The sequence below is a fragment of the Pseudomonas putida genome (genome assembly GCF_030159595.1).
Classification (GTDB): domain Bacteria; phylum Pseudomonadota; class Gammaproteobacteria; order Pseudomonadales; family Pseudomonadaceae; genus Aquipseudomonas; species Aquipseudomonas putida_AC.
Genome location: NZ_BSKJ01000002.1, coordinates 342,745 through 362,420, shown reverse-complemented (window position 1 = coordinate 362,420; position 19,676 = coordinate 342,745). Strand labels below are relative to the sequence as shown.

Below are 19,676 nucleotides of genomic sequence, written 5' to 3'. Positions count from 1 at the left end.
GCGGGCTTTCGGGCCTAGCCCGGGTCGCGGAAGTCGGGGTGGAAGTTGGCCGGTACGGCAACACTGACGCTGTCGCGGGTGGCAATATCGATGCCTTCGCTGGCCACCTCGGCCAGGAAGTCGATCTGCTCCGGGGTGATCACATACGGCGGCAGGAAGTACACCACGCTGCCCAGCGGGCGCAGCAGGGCGCCGCGAGTCAGGGCGTGTTCGAACACCTTCAGGCCGCGTCGCTCCTGCCAGGGGTAGGCCACCTTGCCGGCCTTGTCCTGGACCATCTCGATGGCCAGGGCCATACCGGTCTGGCGAATTTCGGCAACGTGCGCATGATCGGCCAAGTGCGCAGTGGCAGTGGCCATGCGCGTGGCCAGGGCCTTGTTGGCCTCGATCACGTTGTCCTGCTCGAAGATGTCCAGGGTCGCCAGCGCTGCAGCGCAAGCCAGCGGGTTACCGGTGTAGCTGTGCGAGTGGAGGAACGCGCGCAGGGTCGGGTAGTCGTCATAGAACGCCTGGTACACCTTGTCGGTGGTCAGGCAGGCGGCCAACGGCAGGTAACCACCGGTCAGGGCCTTGGACAGGCACAGGAAGTCGGGGCGGATGCCGGCCTGTTCGCAGGCGAACATCGTGCCGGTGCGGCCGAAGCCTACGGCGATCTCGTCATGGATCAGGTGCACGTCGTAGCGGTCGCAGGCCTCGCGCAGCAGCTTGAGGTACACCGGGTGGTACATGCGCATACCGCCGGCACCCTGGATCAGCGGCTCGACGATCACGGCGCTGATCGAGGCGTGGTGCTCCGCCAAGGTCTGCTCCATGGCGGCGAACATGTTGCGCGAATGTTCTTCCCAGCTCATGCCTTCTGGGCGCAGGTAGCAGTCGGGGCTGGGCACCTTGAGGGTGTCCAGCAGCAACGCCTTGTAGGTCTCGGTGAACAGCGGCACATCACCCACCGACATGGCGGCGATGGTTTCGCCGTGATAGCTGTTGGTCAGGGTAACGAAGCGTTTCTTATCTGGCTTACCGACGTTCTGCCAGTAATGGAAGCTCATCTTCAGCGCCACTTCGATGCACGACGAGCCGTTATCGGCATAGAACACCCGGTCGAGCCCGGCCGGGGTCATGGCTACCAGGCGCTCGGACAGCTCGATTACCGGCTGGTGGCTGAAACCGGCCAGGATCACATGTTCCAGCTGGTCGACCTGGTCCTTGATACGCTGGTTGATGCGCGGGTTGGAGTGGCCGAACACATTGACCCACCAGCTGCTCACGGCATCCAGGTAGCGCTTGCCTTCGAAGTCCTCCAGCCACACGCCTTCGCCGCGCTTGATGGGGATCAGCGGCAGCTGCTCGTGGTCTTTCATCTGGGTGCAGGGGTGCCACAAGACCTTGAGGTCACGTTGCATCCACTGATCATTGAGGCCCATGGGCACTTCTCCTGGCTTTGCGGCGTGGTTCGACCGCGTAAGCCTAAGCAATGCCGCAGGGCAGGACAACCGCTGGCGTTCAATGGCGGTGGGTGCCGCTCCATTCGAGGCGCCGGATGTGCACGGTGCCGGCTTGAGAGGTGGAGATGGTCAGGCGTCGGAAGGGCCCGTCGATCACTTGATGGTAAGGGTGCGTGGCGATGGGGCCTGGGCGCAGGTCACGCGAGCCGCAGCCTTCAAGGGTGAGCCAGTAGAAATTGCGCGGAGCCGGTGCAACCAGGTCGTAGTCATGATTCTCGGCATCGAACAGCATGTGCAGTTCGTCACAGAGAAAGTCGCTGACCACATAGTATTCCAGCCGCAGGCACTCGACTTCCTGGGCGAAGGTGATTTCCACGTCGCTGTGCTCACCGATGACCAGTTCGGTACCGTCTTCGCCCTTGAATGCTTCATGAAAGCCGGTCCACGACGTGCTGTTGGAGCGGATGCTCAGGCCGGAGGCCATATGAAGTGTCTGCTTGTGCCACAGAAACTGCCGTTCTACATGTTGGAAATGCTCCTCGAAGATCATGTGCGTGCCCTCCTGGCGGGGCGTCTGGCCATCTTCGCCCAGCATCGCGTGCGGCCGTGTGACATGGCTACTGGCAAAAATGTCAGTTGCCAAAAGCACTTGATGTCACTGTGCTGGCGGGGTTAGCGGAGGTGACGTATTCTTAACGCATCTCTCTCGGGGCATTCCTGCCTCTCCCCGTTTCTGTAACCTCTGACTCGGAGTTCGCCGACATGGCTGCTGCTTGGGTGCGCCTGTGCGCGTTGGTATTGATTGGTGTGTCCAGCGGCGCCGCGCTGGCAAAGGACAAGACACCCTCGGCAATCGTGGTAGGTGGCGGCCTGGCGGGCCTGACGGCAGCCTACGAGTTGCAGAACAAAGGCTGGCAGGTAACCCTGCTGGAGGCCAAATCGGGCATGGGCGGGCGTTCTGGCCTGGCCACCAGCGAATGGATCGGCAACGCCAAGGCGCAGCCGGTGCTCAACCAGTACCTTGACCGTTTCAAGCTTGAAACACTGCCTGCGCCAGAGTTCGTACGCACCCCCGGTTACCTGATCGACGGCGAGTACTTCAGCGCCACCGACCTGGCCACCAAACAACCTGCTACCGCCGAAGCGCTCAAGCGTTACGAGAAAACCCTCGATGACCTGGCCCGTTCGATCGATGACCCGCTGAACCCGCAGGCCACCAGCACGCTGTTCGCCCTCGACCAGATCAACGTCTCCACCTGGCTCGACAAACTGCAACTGCCGGCCACCGCCCGTCAGTTGGTCAACCAGCAGATCCGTACGCGCTACGATGAGCCGTCGCGCCTGTCGCTGCTCTATTTCGCGCAGCAGAACCGCGTGTACCGCGGCGTCAGCGACCGCGACCTGCGGGCCGCGCGTTTGCCAGGCGGCAGCCCGGTGCTGGCTCAGGCCTTCGTCAAGCAGCTGAAAACCATCAAGACCAGCTCGCCGGTCACCGCCATCGTCCAGGACAAGGATGGTGTAACGGTAAAAGTCGGCAGTGTCGGCTACCAGGCCGACTACCTGGTCATGGCTGTGCCCCTGCGTGCCTTGGCCAAGATCCAGATGACCCCAGGCCTGGACAACCAGCACCTGGCGGCGCTCAAAGGCACCAACTATGGCTGGCGCGACCAGCTGATGCTCAAGTTCAAGAAGCCAGTGTGGGAAAGCCGCGCACGCATGTCGGGCGAAATCTTCAGTAACGCCGGCCTCGGCATGCTGTGGATCGAGCCGGCGCTCAAGGGCGGCGCCAACGTGGTGATCAACCTGTCCGGCGACAACGCCCGCCTGCTGCAGGCGTTCGGCGACAAGCAGATGGTCGATCAGGTGCTGATCCGCCTGCATGCGTTTTACCCGCAGGCGCGTGGTGCGTTCACCGGTTACGAGGTCAAGCGTTACAGTGTTGACGCCAGCACCGGTGGTGCCTACCTGGCCTATGGCCCAGGTCAGATCAGTAAGTACTGGCGCCTGTGGGAGCGCCCGGTGCAGCGCATCACCTTTGCCGGTGAACACACTGATGCCCTGTACCCAGGCACTTTGGAAGGCGCCCTGCGCAGTGGCCAGCGTGCGGCCAGCCAAGTGCAGGACCTGTTGGCCGGCAAGTCGTTCGACCCGGCCAAGGCGGCGCCGGTTGCGGCAGCAGCAGCCGGTGCGGTGGCTGCCAAGGAGAGCAAGGGCGGGTTCTTCTCCAACCTGTTCGGTGGTTCGTCCGACAAGGGCGACAAGGCTGACAAGGCACCCGTCAAAGCCGAGCCGAAGAAGGTCGAAGAGGCCAAGCAGGACAAGCCAGGCTTCTTCAAGCGCCTGTTTGGCGGGGCTGAAACGCCAGAGGTGAAGGCTGAGCCAATCGCCAAGGCCGAGGAAGTGGCGCCGGCACCGGCACCTGCTCCACAAGCCGCACCGGCCCTGGTAGCACCGGCGCCTGTGGTCAAGGAAGCGGCTGCCAAGCCTGCGGCAACCAAGGCCGTCCCGGCCAAGCCTGCGCCCGCGCACAAGCCAGCGCATAAGCCTGCCGAAACCAAGAAGGCGACAGCCAAGTCCGAGCCGACCAAGAAACCTGTAGCCAATTCCCAGGCCAAGGCTGGTTGATTTGTTGGCAGTGCCGGCGATAGGGCCGGTACTGGCAACCCCGAATTCCCCGACTATCGTTAATGTTTCCTTAATGGGAAGCTTACACAATACATATCGGATTTCTCGATAATCCGAAGCAATTTTTTCCGCTTTTCTTCGATACGTTACGCGTTAGTCTGTGCACAGCTTTCACGGGGAACACGCCAACATGCAACTGCGCAATTCACCTTCTCGCTACGGCGTGGTCAGCATCGTCCTGCACTGGGGCGTGGCGCTGGCAGTTTTCGGCCTGTTCGGCCTGGGCCTATGGATGGTCGGCCTCGACTACTACAGTCCATGGCGCAAGGCCGGCCCGGACCTGCACAAAAGCATCGGCCTGGTGTTGTTGGCGGTGATGCTGCTACGCGTAGTCTGGCGTTTCCTCAGCCCGCCACCACCGGCACCGGCCAACCATGGCGCATTCACCCGCCTGGCGGCCAAGCTGGGCCACTTGGCCCTGTACCTTGGACTGTTTGCGGTTATGGCAGCCGGTTACCTGATTTCCACCGCCGACGGCGTCGGTATTCCGGTATTCGGCCTGTTCGAAGTGCCGGCACTGATCAGCGACCTGCCCGACCAGGCAGACGTGGCGGGTGTGATTCATCTGTGGCTGGCCTGGGGCCTGGTAATTTTTGCTGTATTGCATGCCCTGGCAGCACTCAAGCACCATTTCATCGACCGTGACGCGACCCTGACCCGCATGTTGGGCCGCAAAGCTTGACTCTCAACCTCAATTGCATAGGAAGGATATAAGGATGTTGAAAAAGACTTTTGCCGCTCTGGCGCTCGGTACCGCTCTGCTTTCCGCCGGCCAGGCCATGGCTGCCGAGTACAAGATCGACAAGGAAGGCCAGCACGCGTTCGTCGACTGGAAAATCAGCCACCTGGGCTACAGCTTCATCCACGGTACCTTCAAGGACTTCGACGGCAACTTCAGCTGGGACAGCGCCAAGCCTGAAGCCAGCAAGATCAGCGTCGACCTGAAAACCGCCAGCCTGACGTCCAACCACGCCGAGCGTGACAAGCACATCGCCAGCGCTGACTTCCTCGACGTGAAGAAGTACCCTGAAGCCAAGTTCGTCTCTACCTCCGTCAAGTCGACTGGCGCCAAGACTGCTGACGTGACCGGTGATCTGACCATGCACGGCGTGACCAAGCCGGTCACCTTCAAGGCTACCTTCAACGGTGAAGGCAAGGACCCATGGGGCGGTGAGCGCGCTGGTTTCAACGCCACCACCACCTTGAACCTGAACGACTTCGGCATCAAAGGCCCAGGCCCGACGTCGCAGACCCTGGACCTGGATATCAGTGTGGAAGGTGTGAAGCAGAAGTAAGCATTGCCTAGGCAATAGAAAACGCCGCCCATTGGGCGGCGTTTTCGTTTTCTCAGCCTTTACGCGTCAGCAGCGCCGGACGCTCACCGCGTGGGCGGCTCGGCACGTCATCCAGCTGCTCAGGCGTCGGGTAACGGTCGAGCTTGGATTCCTTGCGGATGATCACCGGCTGTTTTTCCGGCTGGCGTGGGTTACGCACGGCCGGTTCCTGCCGGGACGCATCTTCGCGGGCCGGGCGGCCACGGCCAGCGCCGCCGCCATCACGACGTGCACCGCCACCGTTGTTGGCGCGAGGCGGGCGTTTTTCGCCGCCGCCGCTACCACTGCGCTGCTGGCCGCCATTGCGGGCCTGGCCCTGGCCACCGGCATTGCTGCGTTGGCCGTTGCCTTGGCCCTGACCTTGGCCTGCACCAGCACCAGGGCGACGATTGCGGCCCTGGTTCTTGCCCTGGTACGGGCTGACGTAGTCGGCGCGGTTACCGAAGTTGTCGACGTCGTCGTCCAGGAACTCTTCCGGGTCGCGGTTAGCCTGTGCTTTAGGCACGCTGTTGTTGCTGGCCTGCTGCTGTTGCTGGCGCGGTTTGTTGTCACGCGGTTTACGCTGCTGCTGTTGCTTGTCGCCGCTCTTTTCTTTATCAGCCGTCTTGTCTGCAGCCTGCGGCTTGGCCTTGCCTTTATCCTTGCCTTTGTCCTTGCGGCCACCGTTGGTGTCTTTGCCGCCTTCGCCACGGGCCTGCTGGTTGCGACCACCACGGCCGTTGTTCTGCGGGCGCTCGCGTACCTCGGGTTTCTCGGCTTCCACCTGGCTGGCATCAAAGCCCATCAGGTCGCCGTCCGCGATCTTCTGCCGGGTGACCCGTTCGATGCTCTTGAGCAGCTTCTCTTCATCCGGTGCGACCAGCGAAATGGCCTCGCCCGAACGACCGGCGCGGCCGGTACGGCCAATGCGGTGAACGTAGTCTTCCTCGACATTCGGCAGCTCGAAGTTGACCACATGGGGCAACTGGTCGATGTCCAGGCCGCGAGCGGCGATGTCGGTGGCGACCAGTACGCGAACGCTGTTGGCCTTGAAGTCGGCCAGGGCCTTGGTGCGGGCGTTCTGGCTCTTGTTGCCGTGAATCGCGGCGGCGGTCAGACCCTGCTTTTCCAGGTACTCGGCCAGGCGGTTGGCGCCGTGCTTGGTACGGGTGAACACCAATACCTGTTCCCAGGCACCCAAGGTGATCAGGTGTGCCAACAGCGCACGCTTGTGGCTGGCGGGCAGGCGGTAGACGCGCTGCTCGATACGTTCGACGGTGGTATTCGGCGGGGTGACCTCGATACGCTCCGGGTTATGCAGAAGCTTGTCGGCGAGGTCGGTGATGTCCTTGGAGAACGTGGCCGAGAACAGCAGGTTCTGGCGCTTGGCCGGCAGGCGGGCCAGTACCTTCTTGACGTCGTGGATGAAGCCCATGTCGAGCATGCGGTCGGCTTCGTCGAGCACCAGGATTTCCACATGGGCCAAGTCGACCTTGCCTTGGCCAGCCAGGTCGAGCAGGCGGCCCGGGCAGGCAACCAGCACGTCAACGCCTTTGGCAATCGCCTGGATCTGCGGGTTCATGCCAACGCCGCCGAAGATACAGGCGCTGACCAGTGGCAGGTCGCGGGCATACACCTTGAAGCTGTCATGCACCTGGGCTGCCAGTTCGCGGGTCGGGGTCAGGACCAGTACGCGTGGCTGGCGCGGGCCGTGACGCTGCGACTTGTCGGGGTGGCCGGCCGGGAACAGGCGCTCGAGAATCGGCAGGGCGAAGCCGCCGGTTTTACCCGTACCTGTCTGTGCGGCAACCATCAGGTCGCGGCCTTGCAACACGGCGGGAATGGCCCGCTGTTGCACGGGAGTCGGCTGGGTATAGCCCGCAGCCTCGATAGCGCGGACAAGAGCCTCGGAGAGACCGAGGGAAGCAAAGGACATGGGCGATCCTGTTCTCGTGTGGGCTGGGCCCGTTGGGATGTTCTGCCTGGCGCGACGGGCATCGATGGGATGCGATCGCGTCCGGTCCAGCTGGGCTTTCACTGCACATCCGGGAAACGGAGCGTGGACGCGAAGGGGCGTCGGTGCCGATCGGGATGCCTGTTGCGAGGCCGAGCGTCCGGGCGTGAGCCGGGCGGGAAGGCCCGAGTATAACAGAGCTATCGCGCTGTGCTGCTTTCCTGCTGCTCAACGGCGTTGAGAATGTTTCCGATGTCGCCTGTGTAGCGGTGGCTGATGGCGGCAAAGGCCGGTTCCTGCTTGAAACGCTGCAGCTCTTCGGCAAAGGCCAGTGCCAGTGCCTCACGCCCGGGTTTGCGTACCAGCCCCAGGTACTGGGCCTGGTGGTTGATCAACAGCGGCAGTTCCTCGACCTGCTGTTCCAGGCCTAACTGCCGGAGCAGGTAATGGCCAACCTTGCGGTCGGTGATCGCCAGGTCGATACGGCCCAGCAGCAGCTTGCCGAAGTTGGCTTCCTGGGTTGGTGCGGCTTCCCGGCGAAACTGTGTGGCCTCGTTGAACGCGGCACCATAGGCATAGCCGGGCGAGGTGCCGACGGTGAGGCCAGCGAGGTCGTCTAGCCCGGTCACAGGATGGCGACGTGCGCGGGCCTGGAACAACACGAACTCGACCTGCGACAAAGGCTCGGGGGCGTAAACCAGATAGGGGTGCCGGGCTTCGTTCTGAAAGATGTCCAGAATGCCGTCGGCCAGGCCCTGCTCGATCATTGCCAGACAGCGCTTCCATGGAAGGAACTGCCATTCCACCTCGACGCCGAGGCGTTTGAACACTTCGCTGGTCACTTCGTAGTCGATACCGCGGGGCTGGCCATTGTGCTGGTAGATATAGGGTGCCCAGTCATCGGACACCAGGCGCAAGCGCTCGCCCAAGGCCAACGGGCTCAGGCAGGCGAGCAGCAGGATGCAGAACAGGCGGGCGACGAGTGGCATGGCCGGAGATTACGCGCTCGGCCTGTTCTAGGCCAGTGGGGGGGTGTTCTCCTGTGCCGGCCCACTCAAGTGTGAGATGACCTCAGCAGATGTGCCTCGATTTCCTTGCGCCGCTCACCCAGCGACAGTCGCAGCCCCGGGTGGCGCAAGCACTGGCGCAGTTGCTCGGGCTGCATCTGGCCGCAGCGGGCGTTGAGGTTTTCCAGGGCCTTGTCCCACCAGGCCGGCGCGCAGGCGCGGTCGAATTCATTGGGGTAGGGGTAGCAGCCATACAGGAGCTCGCGGGCGAACTGACGCTCGTGGCTGGGCAGGGTCAGGCTCAACGCCTTGTAGCCCAGGCGGTGCAGGGCTGGTGGCCGGGGTAGCTGGTCGTTGACCAGCTTGACGTCAGCCAGCGCCGGTTGGCTCAGCGGGTCGTGGCCATGCTTGCGCAGCCAAGCCTGGATCTTGGCGCGGAATTGCGCCTTGCGGCTCCAGTAATGGTGAATGACATCGGTGCACTCGACCAGCTCCAGCTGGCGGTAGGCCGCCACCGCCAGACAGAACTCTTCAAGGGTGTAGGCCTCGCGGGCGAGGGGGTAGAACTCGTCCATCATGGCGATGGAACGGTCCAGTGTGCTGGCGTCCTCGGCTGTGAGGCCGATCACCCCGGAGTTGATCAATGGCATCTGGCAGTCGGCCAGGCCCCGGGCTTGCAAGAGGGTCAGCAGGTTCTTGTACAGCAGGCACTTCTGGTTCGCGCCGTAGCGCGGGCCGATGGCATTGCACAGCAGCTTGCCTGTGGCCACACGGGCGAACAGTTGCAGCGGCGATGTGCGGAAAAAGGTGTCGGTGTCGATCAGCACTGCCAGCGGGTGTTGTTGCAGCACCTGGCGCAACAGCACATGTTTGCTGCGAAAGTGGTAACCGTGAGGCGCGTTCCATGCCTGGCGCGTGGCTTCGTCCAGCAAGTGGACGGTGACGGGCAGTTTGGCATAGGGCTGCGAGTTGTCGGTGTACACCTGGATGTCCATGGCATCGCCTGCTGCCGTGCCGAGATGGGCAAGGGCACTGACGATGCTGAAGCAGGCTTCCTGATGGTAGGTTGCCGGGCCAAAAGCCAGGTAGACAAGCTGTGGGCGCGATGGCTGGGGATGCTGCATGGCAGGCGAGACCTGTGTAACCCGTAAATGAATAAGGCTTTAGTCTATGACCAAAGCCTTAATCATTTCTTAAGCAGACTTTGCCAAAAGATTTCAGCGCGGCAGCTTGAGGTTATTCCAGATCGCCAGGCTCGGTTCGGCCTGGTTCAGGGTGTAGAAGTGCAGGCCCGGTGCGCCGCCTTGCAGCAGCTGTTCGCACATGCGGGTGATCACTTCTTCGCCGAAGGCCTGGATGCTGGCGGTATCGTCGGCATAGGCTTCAAGCTGCTTGCGGATCCAGCGCGGGATCTCGGCGCCACAGGCGTCGGAGAAACGTGCCAATTTGCTGTAGTTGGTGATTGGCATGATGCCAGGCACCACCGGGATGTCCACGCCCAGCTTCTGTGCGCGCTCGACGAAGTAGAAGTAGCTGTCGGCGTTGAAGAAGTACTGGGTGATGGCGCTGTCGGCACCGGCCTTGACCTTGTGCACGAAGTTGGCCAGGTCAGCCTCGAAGTTGCGCGCCTGCGGGTGCATTTCCGGGTAGGCGGCCACTTCCAGGTGGAAGTGATCAGCGGTTTCCTGGCGGATGAACTCGACCAGGTCGCTGGCATAGCGCAGCTCGCCACTGGCCATGCCCATGCCCGAAGGCAGGTCGCCACGCAGGGCGACGATGCGCTTGATGCCGGCGGCCTTGTACTCGGCCAGCAGCGCACGCAGGTCGGCCTTGGTGTCGCCCACGCACGACAGGTGCGGCGCGGCAGGCACCTTCACTTCGCTTTCCAGCTGCAGCACGGTGTTCAGCGTGCGGTCGCGGGTCGAGCCACCGGCACCGTAGGTGCAGGAGAAGAAGTCCGGGTTGTAGGTGGCCAGCTGGCGGGCGACGCCCATCAGCTTTTCGTGGCCTGCGTCTGTCTTGGTCGGGAAGAACTCGAAGCTGTAGCGGCGTTCTTGTGACATTACTCGTTCCTCAAGCAGCCTGCTTCAAACGGCAGGCTGCAAGTAAAAGCCAGGACGGTGTGGGCCGGCCTGGCTTGGGCATCGTTGCGAAGCGTTGCCTGCGACTACTTAGTAGCGGTAGGCGTGCGGCTTGAACGGGCCTTCGACGGTCACGCCGATGTAGTCGGCTTGCTGCTTGGTCAGCTGGGTGACCACGCCGCCGAAGCCGCGGACCATTTCCAGGGCCACTTCTTCGTCGAGTTTCTTCGGCAGCACTTCAACGGTCAGGCGCTCGGCTTTCTTCTCGTCCGACAGGTCGGCGAACTTCTGCTCGAACAGGAAGATCTGGGCCAGTACCTGGTTGGCGAACGAACCGTCCATGATGCGGCTTGGGTGGCCAGTGGCGTTGCCCAGGTTCACCAGGCGGCCTTCGGCCAGCAGGATCAGGTAGTCATCGTTCTGCGGGTCGAAGCTGCCAGCGCCGGTGCGGTGGATCTTGTGCACCTGCGGCTTGACCTCTTCCCAGGCCCAGTTCTTGCGCATGAAGGCGGTGTCGATCTCGTTGTCGAAGTGGCCGATGTTGCAGACCACGGCACGCTTCTTCAGGGCCTTGAGCATGTTGGCGTCGCAGACGTTGACGTTACCGGTGGTGGTCACGATCAGGTCGATCTTGCCCAGCAGGGCCTTGTCGATGCTGGCCTCGGTGCCGTTGTTGATACCGTCGATGAACGGCGAAACCAGCTCGAAGCCGTCCATGCAGGCCTGCATGGCGCAGATCGGGTCCACTTCGGTGACCTTGACGATCATGCCTTCCTGGCGCAGGGACTGGGCCGAGCCCTTGCCCACGTCACCGTAGCCGATCACCAGGGCCTGCTTGCCCGACAGCAGGTGGTCGGTACCACGCTTGATGGCGTCGTTCAGGCTGTGACGGCAGCCGTACTTGTTGTCGTTCTTGCTCTTGGTGACCGAGTCGTTGACGTTGATCGCCGGGACTTTCAGCTCGCCCTTGGCCAGCATGTCCAGCAGGCGGTGCACGCCGGTGGTGGTTTCTTCGGTCACGCCGTGAACACGGTCCAGCACAGCCGGGTATTTCTTGTGCAGCAGTTCGGTCAGGTCGCCGCCGTCGTCGAGGATCATGTTGGCGTCCCATGGCTGGCCATCTTTCAGGATGGTCTGCTCCAGGCACCACTCGTACTCTTCTTCGGTTTCACCTTTCCAGGCGAATACCGGGATGCCGGCAGCGGCGATCGATGCGGCGGCCTGGTCTTGAGTCGAGAAGATGTTGCAGGACGACCAGCGCACTTCGGCACCCAGGGCAACCAGGGTTTCGATCAGCACGGCAGTCTGGATGGTCATGTGGATGCAGCCCAGGATCTTCGCACCCTTGAGCGGTTGCTCGGTCAGGTACTTGCGACGCAGGCCCATCAGCGCAGGCATTTCCGATTCGGCAATGATGGTTTCGCGACGGCCCCAGGCGGCCAGGGAGATGTCGGCGACTTTGAAATCGGTAAAACCAGCAGGCATGTTTGCAGCGCTCATGAGAGCCTCCATTCGTAGTGTGCGAATGGGCGCCGTTGTGCGTTAAGCGCCCGCGAGAGCGAGCAACGCCCCATCCGAGCCTGACAGGCCTAGCCTGCTGCAGCGCCCCTCGGACAGGTGGCGGGCATGGCACCGCTGTGGGCAACCATGTGAAGCGGCGCAGATTATAGCTGCCCCTGCCAGGTTGCCCAAGGTTTTCTGTCGATTAATCGCGACGATAGTCGATGTTCAATGGAGCGAGGGCGGCGGCTCTGCCATCATTGCTCTACGTTAGCCAAGCAGGTCAGGAGTACAGATGAACTTTCACACCCGCAAGTGGGTTAAACCCGAAGACCTCAACCCCAATGGCACCCTGTTCGGTGGCAGCCTGTTGCGCTGGATCGACGAAGAGGCCGCCATCTATGCCATCGTCCAGCTGGGCAACCAGCGCGTCGTGACCAAGTACATATCGGAAATCAACTTCGTCAGTGCTTCGCGCCAGGGCGACATCATCGAACTGGGCATCACCGCCACCGAGTTCGGCCGTACCTCGATCACCCTCAAGTGCGAAGTGCGCAACAAGATCAGCCGCAAGGCCATCCTCACGGTCGACAAGATGGTCTTCGTCAACCTGGGTGAAGACGGCCTGCCGGCGCCGCATGGGCGTACCGAGATCAAGTACATCCAGGACCAGTTCCCGGACAGTGCAGTAGAGTAGATCCAGGTTTTCAGTGCCGGCCTCTTCGCTGGTAAACCCGCTCCCACAGGATTTTCGCTACCTTCCAGGCAGTGAATAACCTGTGGGAGCGGGTTTACCCGCGAAGAGGCCGGCACATGTAATCAAGGTTGGGCGCTGACCTTGCGCACCACCCGGCCGATGCTCAAGCCCTGCACCAGGATCGACGACAACACCACGATGTAGGTGATCGACAGCAGCAGATCCCGCTCCTCGCCCAGTGGCAACGACAGCGCCAGGGCCACCGACACCCCGCCACGCAGGCCACCCCAGGTCAGCACCCGCACCGTGCCTTTCGGTACCGGCCGCCAGCGGCGCAGCAACACGATGGCCGGGGCCACGGTCAGCAGCCTCGACAGCAGCACCGCCAGCGCCAGCACACCGCCAGCTGCCAGGTGCATCCAGTTGAACGGCAGCAGCAACAGCTCCAGGCCGATCAGCGCGAACAACAAGGCGTTGAGCATGTCATCGATCAACTCCCAGAAACCGTCCATGTAGCGACGGGTCATGTCGTTCATCGCCAGGTTGCGTCCCAGGTTGCCGATGATCAGGCCGGCCACCACCATGGCAATCGGTGCCGAGACGTGCAGTTCGTAGCACATCGCCGAACCACCGATGACCAGCGCCAGGGTCAGCATGACCTCGACCTGGTACTGCTCGACGCTCTTGATCATACGGTAGGTGGCGTAGCCGATCAGGCCGCCGAACACCACACCGCCGATGGCCTCCCGGGCGAACAGTATCGCGGTGTCGGTCATGCTCGGCGTTTCGCCCAGCTGGATGATGCCCAGCAGCACGGTGAACACCACAACCGCAGTGCCATCGTTGAACAGCGATTCGCCGACGATGGTGGTTTTAAGCGGTTTGGACGCATTGGCAGTACGCAGCGCGCCCAGCACGGCAATCGGGTCGGTGGGCGAGATCAGTGCACCGAACAGCAAGCAGTAGATCAACGGCACCTGCCAGCCGAACAGGGCGAATACCCAGTGCGACAAGTAGCCGATGACCACGGTGGCGATCAGCACGCCCAATGTCGCCAGCAGGCCGATGGGCCAGCGGTAGCTGCGCAGGTCGCTGAGGTTGACGTGCAGTGCGCCGGCAAACAGCAGGAAGGCCAGCATCCAGTGCATCAGCAGGTCGTTGAAGTCGATCTGGTTCATCAAGCCTTCGACGCGTTCTTCCAGGCCAGGGAAGCCGATCAGGCTCAGGCCCTGCAGCATCAGGGAGAACAGCAATGCCGTGACCATGACGCCGATGGCGGGGGGCAGGCCGATGAAGCGGTAATTGACGTAGGTAAGGAGGGTGGTGAGGCAGATAAACGCGGCAACTAATTCAAGCATCCCGAATCCTGTAACAGTGGCTTCCAAGTCGTTACCCGAATGGCTCGGGCAGTTCTTTGATGACCTGGCGCGGGGTTCGGGACACAGGGTTTGACCGGAATAGTCCAAATCGTTCCCCGCCAGGGGCGCGCAGCGGCCCCTTGGAAAGCTATATATTCAACCCTTGGAAAAATCTTACAAGGATAAGAAGGCGTGTTGGCAACATCCCTGGTGCTGGTCGCCGCCCTGCTGCATGCGACCTGGAATACCCTGATCAAGTTCAGCGGCGAGCGCTTGCTGGTGATCGCCAGCATGGACACGGTGGCACTGGTGTTCGCGGTGCTGGCTGTGGCCTTCGTCGATGTGCCGCCGGTTGAAATATGGCCCTGGTTGATAGCCTCGGCGTTTGCCGAGCAGCTGTACCGCTACCTGCTGATCCAGGCGTACCGCGTGGGCGACCTGGGGCTGGTCTATCCTCTGATGCGCGGGCTGTCACCGCTGGTGGTGCTGGGGCTGACCCTGGCCTTTGCCGGCGAGTCGCTGAGCCAGCAGCAGATCATTGGTATCCTGCTGATCCCGTGTGGCATGGCCTGCCTGCTGTGGCAGGGTGGTGGCGGCGACCGGTTGCCCTGGTCGATGCTGCCAGTGGTTGCCCTGATCGGCTTGTGCATCGGCTGTTACACCTGGTTCGACGGCCAGGCAGTGCGCTTGTGGGGCAAACCTTGGGATTACCTGGTGTGGCTGACGCTGCTCAGCGCCTGGCAATTTCCGCTGCTGGCCAGCGTGGCGCGGCGAGCCCCGTTCGTCCTGTTCTGGCGAACGCAATGGCGGCTGGGGTTGGCGGTCGGTTTTTGCGTATTGTTCAGCTATGCCTTGGTGTTGTGGGCCATGCACCTGGGGTCGGTGGCCGAGGCGGCGGCACTGCGGGAATTGAGCGTGATTCTGGTGGTGCTGTTCGGCATGCGCTACCTCAAAGAACCTTTTGGCGGCCCGAGACTCCTAGCTTGCGGGCTGGTGCTGGCAGGCATGCTGGTGATGAAGCTCTAACCCATTTTCGAACAAGGAGTCCTGAGCATGACCGTTGCCCTGTGGTGCATCCTGATCGCGCTGCTGTTGAACCCGCTGTGTGCCTTGATCGCCAAGGTGAGCAGTGGCCGCTTTGGCCTCAAGGACAATCATGATCCGCGGGCCTTCCTCGATACCTTGTCGGGCTTGCCGCGGCGTGCACACGCTGCGCAGCAGAATGGCTACGAGGCATTCCCGGCGTTCGCCGCAGCGGTGCTGGTGGCGGACATCGTCGGCAATGCCGAGCAGGTGACGCAGGATGTGCTGGGGGTGATGTACATCACCAGCCGCTTGCTTTTCATCATCTGCTACCTGGCCGATTGGGCTGCCTTGCGGTCGCTGGTGTGGTTTGCCGGGTTGGCGCTGATCGTGTCGTTCTTCGTGGTTTCCATCTGAAACCGAGTGCGGTCCCTGTGGAGCGGCTTTAGCCGCGAACACCGGCGAAGCCGGTGCCATGCACCGAGTGGTCTTCTTCGCGGGTCAACCCGCCGCTCCCACAGGTTTAGCGTATCGTCAGGGAACCTTAGGAACTTCGGGCAGTGGTTGGCCCTTGGGCCACAGCATCCAGATCTGCCCCTGTTGCTTCATGTTGCCGGCCAGTTCGCCGGCTTGCGGCCCGGTCCCCCAGAACAGGTCCGCACGCACCTCGCCAGCGATTGCCCCACCGGTGTCCTGTGCGCCTACCGGGCGCACCACCGGCGAGCCGTCCGGGCGAGTCGTGGACAGCCACAGCAGGCTGCCCAGCGGAATCACCTTACGGTCGATGGCTACGCTGTAGCCGGCAGTCAGCGGCACGTTCAGCGACCCACGCGGGCCTTCGTTGCTGTCCGGGCGGGTGCTGAAGAACACATAGCTGGGATTGCTGGCCAGCAGTTCCGGCACGCGCTGCGGGTTGGCCTGGGCCCAGGCATGAATGGCGCCCATGCTCACCTCTTCTTTCTTCAGCTGGCCCTGTTCAACCAGCCAGCGGCCGATTGGCCGGTAAGGGTGGCCGTTCTGGTCGGCGTAGCCCAGGCGCAGTTGCCGGCCATCTTCCAGCTGTACCCGGCCAGAACCCTGGATCTGCAGGAACTGCAGGTCCATCGGATCGGTCAGCCAGGCCAGCACCGGCGCCTTGACGCCGTCACGGTTGATCACTTCGGCGGTGTCGTAAGGCTTGAGCACCCGGCCATCGAGGCGGCCGCGCAGGCGTTTGCCCTTCAGTTCGGGGTACACGCTGGCCAGGTCGACAACGATCATGTCTTCAGGGGGACCGTAAACCGCCACATGATTGGTCGCCGACTGGCTCAGGCTGCCAGGGTAGACCGGCTCGTAGTAGCCGGTGATCAGGCCGTTGGCATTGTTCTCGGCGGAGCGCAGGCCGTACACCTGCAGGTTCTGCTCAAGGAAGGTACGCACCTGGGCAGCACTTGCCGTGGCGCTGCCGGCCGCTTCGCAGGTGGCGGCCCATACCGGGTCGCGCTTGAGCTTCTCGCAGCCGCTGCGCCAGGCGTAGAAGCCGGCCAGCAGGTCTTCATCGCTGACTGCGGGCAGGTCTTTAAACGTGGCCGGGGCGTAGGTGGCGATGGCGTGGGGCTCGGGCTTGGCGTTCTCGCCGCCATTGCAGCCGGCCAGCAAAGCCAGCACCGGGAGTGTCCAGGCCAGGTGGCGCAGGGCAGATTTCATGTGTGCATTCCTGTCATGGGCGAACATGAATATTCGCCCCTGTTTTTTATGTGGCTATTGGTGTTTGGCCCCTGGGCAGCGATACTGGCCGCCCATTTGCGTAGGCCGAAGTGAGCGTGATGTTGAAGCGATTGACCGTTGTTCTGCTGGCAGCCCTGGCCCTGAGTGGTTGTGACCGGGTTGACCCGAACTCGCCACTGGGTAAGCGCAAGGTAATTTTCAAGGACATGCTCAAGACCAGCGAAGACCTGGGCGGCATGCTGCGTGGCCGGTTGCCGTTCGACGGGGTGAAATTTGCCGACGGTGCGCTGAAGCTGGACAACCTCTCGCACCAACCCTGGCAGCACTTTCCGCAGGTACGCGATGGCGGCGACAGCGCCGCCCGGGCCGAGGTATGGGAGCGCCAAGCGCGCTTTCATGACCTGGCCCGACAGCTGGAGGGCGTTACCGGCGAACTGGTCGGCGTAACGCGCAGCCCGACGCTGGACGCCGCGCAGTTGAAGGCGCCAATGGACAAGGTCGAAGCGGCGTGCAAGGCCTGTCATACCGAGTTTCGTAATCATTGATAGCCTGCAGTGGCCTCATCGCCGGCAAGCCAGTAAATACAACGCGAATCGCTGTCAGCGGTCGAGGTCGTCGACTGCTTCCTGCAGCTCTTTACGCGACTCGGCCAGCTTGTCCTTGCGCTTGTTGATCTTCTCGGCGTCGCCTTTCTTCTCGGCCTTCTTCAAGTCTTTTTCCCGCTGCGCCACTTCATGGCGGGCATCGAGCACCTTCTGCTCACGTTCCTTGCGCAGGCTGGCGTCGGTGCAGTTGTCCACCCCGCGCAGCGCTTCTTCCAGCCCTGCCACCTGGTCGTTGTTGCCGTGGTCACGGGCAATCTTCAGCTGGTTTTCGATGGCACTGCGCTTGGCGGCGCAACCGGTCAGGCCGGCATCCGGCGCGGCAGCCTGGGCAGCGCCCGCAGCCAAGCCAAGTGATGCGAGCAGCAAAAGGGTCGAAATACGTTTCATGAAAAGCCTCCTGGACGGGGCGGGGCAGCAAAAGTTGGTGGAAATCCTGCCTTGGTTTTGCCCATTTAGAAACCCTTGGTGAGGTTTTCCCGTTGAATCTCGGGTTTTTCCTACGCGCTATTTGGTAAAAAATCATTGCTCAATGCGCTGGGGCGTGGCTGGGAACCCTTCTATTCCGTCTTTCGCCAACTGTGCGGCAATAGCTTGCACCTCAGCGGCGGCGAAGAAATCCACAAGTTGACGTGAGCGTTTTGCCCCGATGCCGGGCACGCTTTGCCATTGTCCGGCACTGCGTGAAGCCAGCTCCGGCCAGTCGCCCGTCCATTGCAAATGCTTGCCTAGGGGCGCGCCAAGGCCGCGCAGCCACTTATCGAACGGGCGTGAGCGGGCCTGGTCGAAACTGTCCAGCAGCTGCGCTGCAGTGACGCTGCTGATTCCGGGGACCTGCTGCAGGCGCTCGACATCGAGCTGTAGCCAATCGGTCATCGAAGTTACCAGGCCAGCGCCGACCAGCCGACGCCATGTCCCGGGCCCTGTGCGTGGCAGGGCCAAGCCCTGTTTGCCGCTGAGCCAGGTAAGCCGAGCAATGAATTGCGCCTCACAACCCTCGCTGGCCTTCCAGCAGCTGTGGGCATGATGCTGGTCGGGTGCAGGCGCGGCCAGTGGCTGGCGCTCGACAGCGCGGTGCACGACGTGGTCGAAGCGTGGAATGGTCAGCCCGGCAAGGCTGATGGCCACCTGGTCGCCGGGGCGAATGTCCAAGGCTTGCCAGCGCGCCAGTGAGCCAAGGCTTACCTGGGTAATGCGCCGATCATCGAGGGTTACCGGCTGCACATGCACAATGGGCGTGACCCTGCCGGTGCGGCCGACCCGAAAGCGCACGTCATGTACTTCGGCCAAGGCCAGCATGTAAGGGTATTTCCAGGCCGCGATCCAGTACGGCGCCTTGGCCTGCCAGCGCTGCGCGGGTGGCCGACTGCCCTGGCGCAGGATCACGCCATCGCTGGCGAAGGGCAGGGGGGAGCGATACCAATGCTCACGCCAGTGCGCTGCATCCTCCAGCGTATCGATGGCGATGCTGTAACGCTGGCTATCCGGGAAACCCAGTTGTGCCAGCTGTGCAAGGCGTTCGGCCTGTTGCTCGGGGCCATGCGGCCAGCCCCACACGAACAGGCCGATCGCGTTCCCCTGCTCGTCGGTCAGTTGCTTGCGTGCGAGCAGCCCGGCCACGGTGCCGCGGGCATTGGCACTGCCTGCCTTGGCTTGCACATGTTCGCTCAGGCGCAGGTACAGCTCACCTTGCAAGTGCAGATCAACCGCCTGAGGTAACTGTCGGGTGACTGCGCCGAGCTGGGGAATGTGCCGGCTCCAGTCATGCCCTTGCACCCCGTCACCCCGGCTGATCAGTTGTACCAGGCGACCTTGTCGATAGAGGAGGGAAACCGCAACACCGTCGACCTTGGGCTGCACCCATATCCCGGTCTTGCCGGCCATCCAGCGCACCACGGCCTGGTGGTCTGCCAGCTTGTCGACGCCGGTATGCGGCACCGGGTGGTTGATCGGGCCGCGCGCGCTGGCCAAGGGAGACGGACTGGCAGTAAGGCCAAAGCACTGCTGCAGGTGCCCCAGACGTTGCCTGCTTTGGTCGTACAGCTCGTCGGCAACCAGTGCGATGCCTTGGCGGTGGTAGTGGTCGTCCCAGCGGGCAAGTGTGGCCCGCAGTTGTGCGACCTCGGTGTCGACCCGTTGTGGCGTCCAGTCGGGGCACTGCTCGGCCCAGGCCAATGGGGCCTGCAGCAACAGCAGCAGGGAGAACAACAGCGTGTACAGCATGGCCAGCATCCTTGCGTGGCGGGGGGGAAGCCCCAGCCTAGGCAGGTTCGCAGGTGCTTGCCGCAGCGCGATTGTCAGCCGATA

The 19,676-nt window shown here is 62.6% G+C and carries 18 protein-coding genes and 1 riboswitch; of the genes, 7 read left to right on the top strand and 11 right to left on the bottom strand.

The features are described 5' to 3' along the window. Nucleotides 1-14: 14 nt before the first annotated feature. Together QQL85_RS05965 and QQL85_RS05960 are read right to left on the bottom strand one after the other, a co-directional pair. The gene (locus QQL85_RS05965) at nucleotides 15-1,421 is read right to left on the bottom strand and encodes an adenosylmethionine--8-amino-7-oxononanoate transaminase (RefSeq protein ID WP_284353202.1); all 1,407 of its coding nucleotides are present in this window, start codon (nucleotides 1,419-1,421) and stop codon (nucleotides 15-17) included. A gap of 79 nt (nucleotides 1,422-1,500) precedes the next feature. Then, complete coding sequence (locus QQL85_RS05960) at nucleotides 1,501-1,992, bottom strand: hypothetical protein (RefSeq protein WP_284353203.1); 492 nt, start codon at nucleotides 1,990-1,992, stop codon at nucleotides 1,501-1,503. Between the two features lie 212 nt (nucleotides 1,993-2,204). Between QQL85_RS05960 and QQL85_RS05955 the strand changes: the two genes are divergently transcribed. From QQL85_RS05955 to QQL85_RS05945, 3 genes are all read left to right on the top strand, one after another. Further along, nucleotides 2,205-4,067 carry a flavin monoamine oxidase family protein gene (locus tag QQL85_RS05955; RefSeq protein WP_284353204.1) on the top strand — a complete coding sequence of 621 codons (1,863 nt, stop codon included), beginning with the start codon at nucleotides 2,205-2,207 and terminating at the stop codon, nucleotides 4,065-4,067. Between the two features lie 190 nt (nucleotides 4,068-4,257). Next, nucleotides 4,258-4,809, top strand: a complete 552-nt coding sequence (locus QQL85_RS05950) for a cytochrome b (protein WP_284353205.1) — start codon at nucleotides 4,258-4,260, stop codon at nucleotides 4,807-4,809. Between the two features lie 34 nt (nucleotides 4,810-4,843). Then, the gene (locus tag QQL85_RS05945; protein ID WP_284353206.1) at nucleotides 4,844-5,422 is read left to right on the top strand and encodes a YceI family protein; all 579 of its coding nucleotides are present in this window, start codon (nucleotides 4,844-4,846) and stop codon (nucleotides 5,420-5,422) included. A 52-nt stretch (nucleotides 5,423-5,474) separates the two neighbouring features. Here the strand turns inward: QQL85_RS05945 and QQL85_RS05940 are convergent, their stop codons facing one another. The 5 genes from QQL85_RS05940 to ahcY all read right to left on the bottom strand — a co-directional run bounded on the left by QQL85_RS05940 (nucleotide 5,475) and on the right by ahcY (nucleotide 11,982). Next, entirely contained in the window at nucleotides 5,475-7,376 is a 1,902-nt protein-coding gene (locus QQL85_RS05940; RefSeq protein WP_284353207.1) for a DEAD/DEAH box helicase, read from the bottom strand. A gap of 218 nt (nucleotides 7,377-7,594) precedes the next feature. Continuing rightward, nucleotides 7,595-8,383, bottom strand: a complete 789-nt coding sequence (locus QQL85_RS05935; protein WP_284353208.1) for a substrate-binding periplasmic protein — start codon at nucleotides 8,381-8,383, stop codon at nucleotides 7,595-7,597. Nucleotides 8,384-8,448: 65 nt separating this feature from the next. Continuing rightward, entirely contained in the window at nucleotides 8,449-9,525 is a 1,077-nt protein-coding gene (locus QQL85_RS05930; protein ID WP_284353209.1) for a hypothetical protein, read from the bottom strand. Between the two features lie 93 nt (nucleotides 9,526-9,618). Continuing rightward, nucleotides 9,619-10,464, bottom strand: a complete 846-nt coding sequence (metF, locus tag QQL85_RS05925; protein ID WP_284353210.1) for a methylenetetrahydrofolate reductase [NAD(P)H] — start codon at nucleotides 10,462-10,464, stop codon at nucleotides 9,619-9,621. A gap of 108 nt (nucleotides 10,465-10,572) precedes the next feature. Next, complete coding sequence (gene ahcY / locus QQL85_RS05920) at nucleotides 10,573-11,982, bottom strand: adenosylhomocysteinase (RefSeq protein ID WP_284353211.1); 1,410 nt, start codon at nucleotides 11,980-11,982, stop codon at nucleotides 10,573-10,575. 20 nt (nucleotides 11,983-12,002) lie between these two features. Further along, nucleotides 12,003-12,099, bottom strand: a riboswitch (S-adenosyl-L-homocysteine riboswitch). A 178-nt stretch (nucleotides 12,100-12,277) separates the two neighbouring features. Here ahcY and QQL85_RS05915 point away from each other — a divergent pair. Next, complete coding sequence (locus QQL85_RS05915; protein WP_016712397.1) at nucleotides 12,278-12,679, top strand: acyl-CoA thioesterase; 402 nt, start codon at nucleotides 12,278-12,280, stop codon at nucleotides 12,677-12,679. Nucleotides 12,680-12,801: 122 nt separating this feature from the next. Here QQL85_RS05915 and QQL85_RS05910 read toward each other — a convergent pair whose 3' ends face one another. Beyond that, complete coding sequence (locus QQL85_RS05910) at nucleotides 12,802-14,037, bottom strand: cation:proton antiporter (RefSeq protein ID WP_016712396.1); 1,236 nt, start codon at nucleotides 14,035-14,037, stop codon at nucleotides 12,802-12,804. A gap of 192 nt (nucleotides 14,038-14,229) precedes the next feature. Between QQL85_RS05910 and QQL85_RS05905 the strand changes: the two genes are divergently transcribed. Further along, a complete protein-coding gene (locus QQL85_RS05905; protein ID WP_284353212.1) occupies nucleotides 14,230-15,063 on the top strand; it encodes an EamA family transporter in 834 nt (277 codons plus the stop codon). A gap of 27 nt (nucleotides 15,064-15,090) precedes the next feature. Beyond that, nucleotides 15,091-15,477: an MAPEG family protein gene (locus tag QQL85_RS05900; protein ID WP_284353213.1), complete on the top strand. Its 387-nt coding sequence runs from the start codon at nucleotides 15,091-15,093 to the stop codon at nucleotides 15,475-15,477. Nucleotides 15,478-15,594: 117 nt separating this feature from the next. Here the strand turns inward: QQL85_RS05900 and mltA are convergent, their stop codons facing one another. After that, entirely contained in the window at nucleotides 15,595-16,746 is a 1,152-nt protein-coding gene (mltA, locus tag QQL85_RS05895; protein WP_284353214.1) for a murein transglycosylase A, read from the bottom strand. A gap of 119 nt (nucleotides 16,747-16,865) precedes the next feature. Between mltA and QQL85_RS05890 the strand changes: the two genes are divergently transcribed. After that, nucleotides 16,866-17,312, top strand: coding sequence for a c-type cytochrome (locus tag QQL85_RS05890; RefSeq protein WP_284353215.1), 447 nt, complete (start codon nucleotides 16,866-16,868; stop codon nucleotides 17,310-17,312). Between the two features lie 54 nt (nucleotides 17,313-17,366). On the opposite strand, the gene QQL85_RS05885 is transcribed toward QQL85_RS05890, so the two are convergent. Continuing rightward, nucleotides 17,367-17,759 carry a DUF1090 domain-containing protein gene (locus QQL85_RS05885; protein WP_284353216.1) on the bottom strand — a complete coding sequence of 131 codons (393 nt, stop codon included), beginning with the start codon at nucleotides 17,757-17,759 and terminating at the stop codon, nucleotides 17,367-17,369. A 132-nt stretch (nucleotides 17,760-17,891) separates the two neighbouring features. Beyond that, nucleotides 17,892-19,592: an NAD-dependent DNA ligase LigB gene (gene ligB / locus QQL85_RS05880; RefSeq protein ID WP_284353217.1), complete on the bottom strand. Its 1,701-nt coding sequence runs from the start codon at nucleotides 19,590-19,592 to the stop codon at nucleotides 17,892-17,894. Between the last annotated feature and the right edge of the window lie 84 nt (nucleotides 19,593-19,676).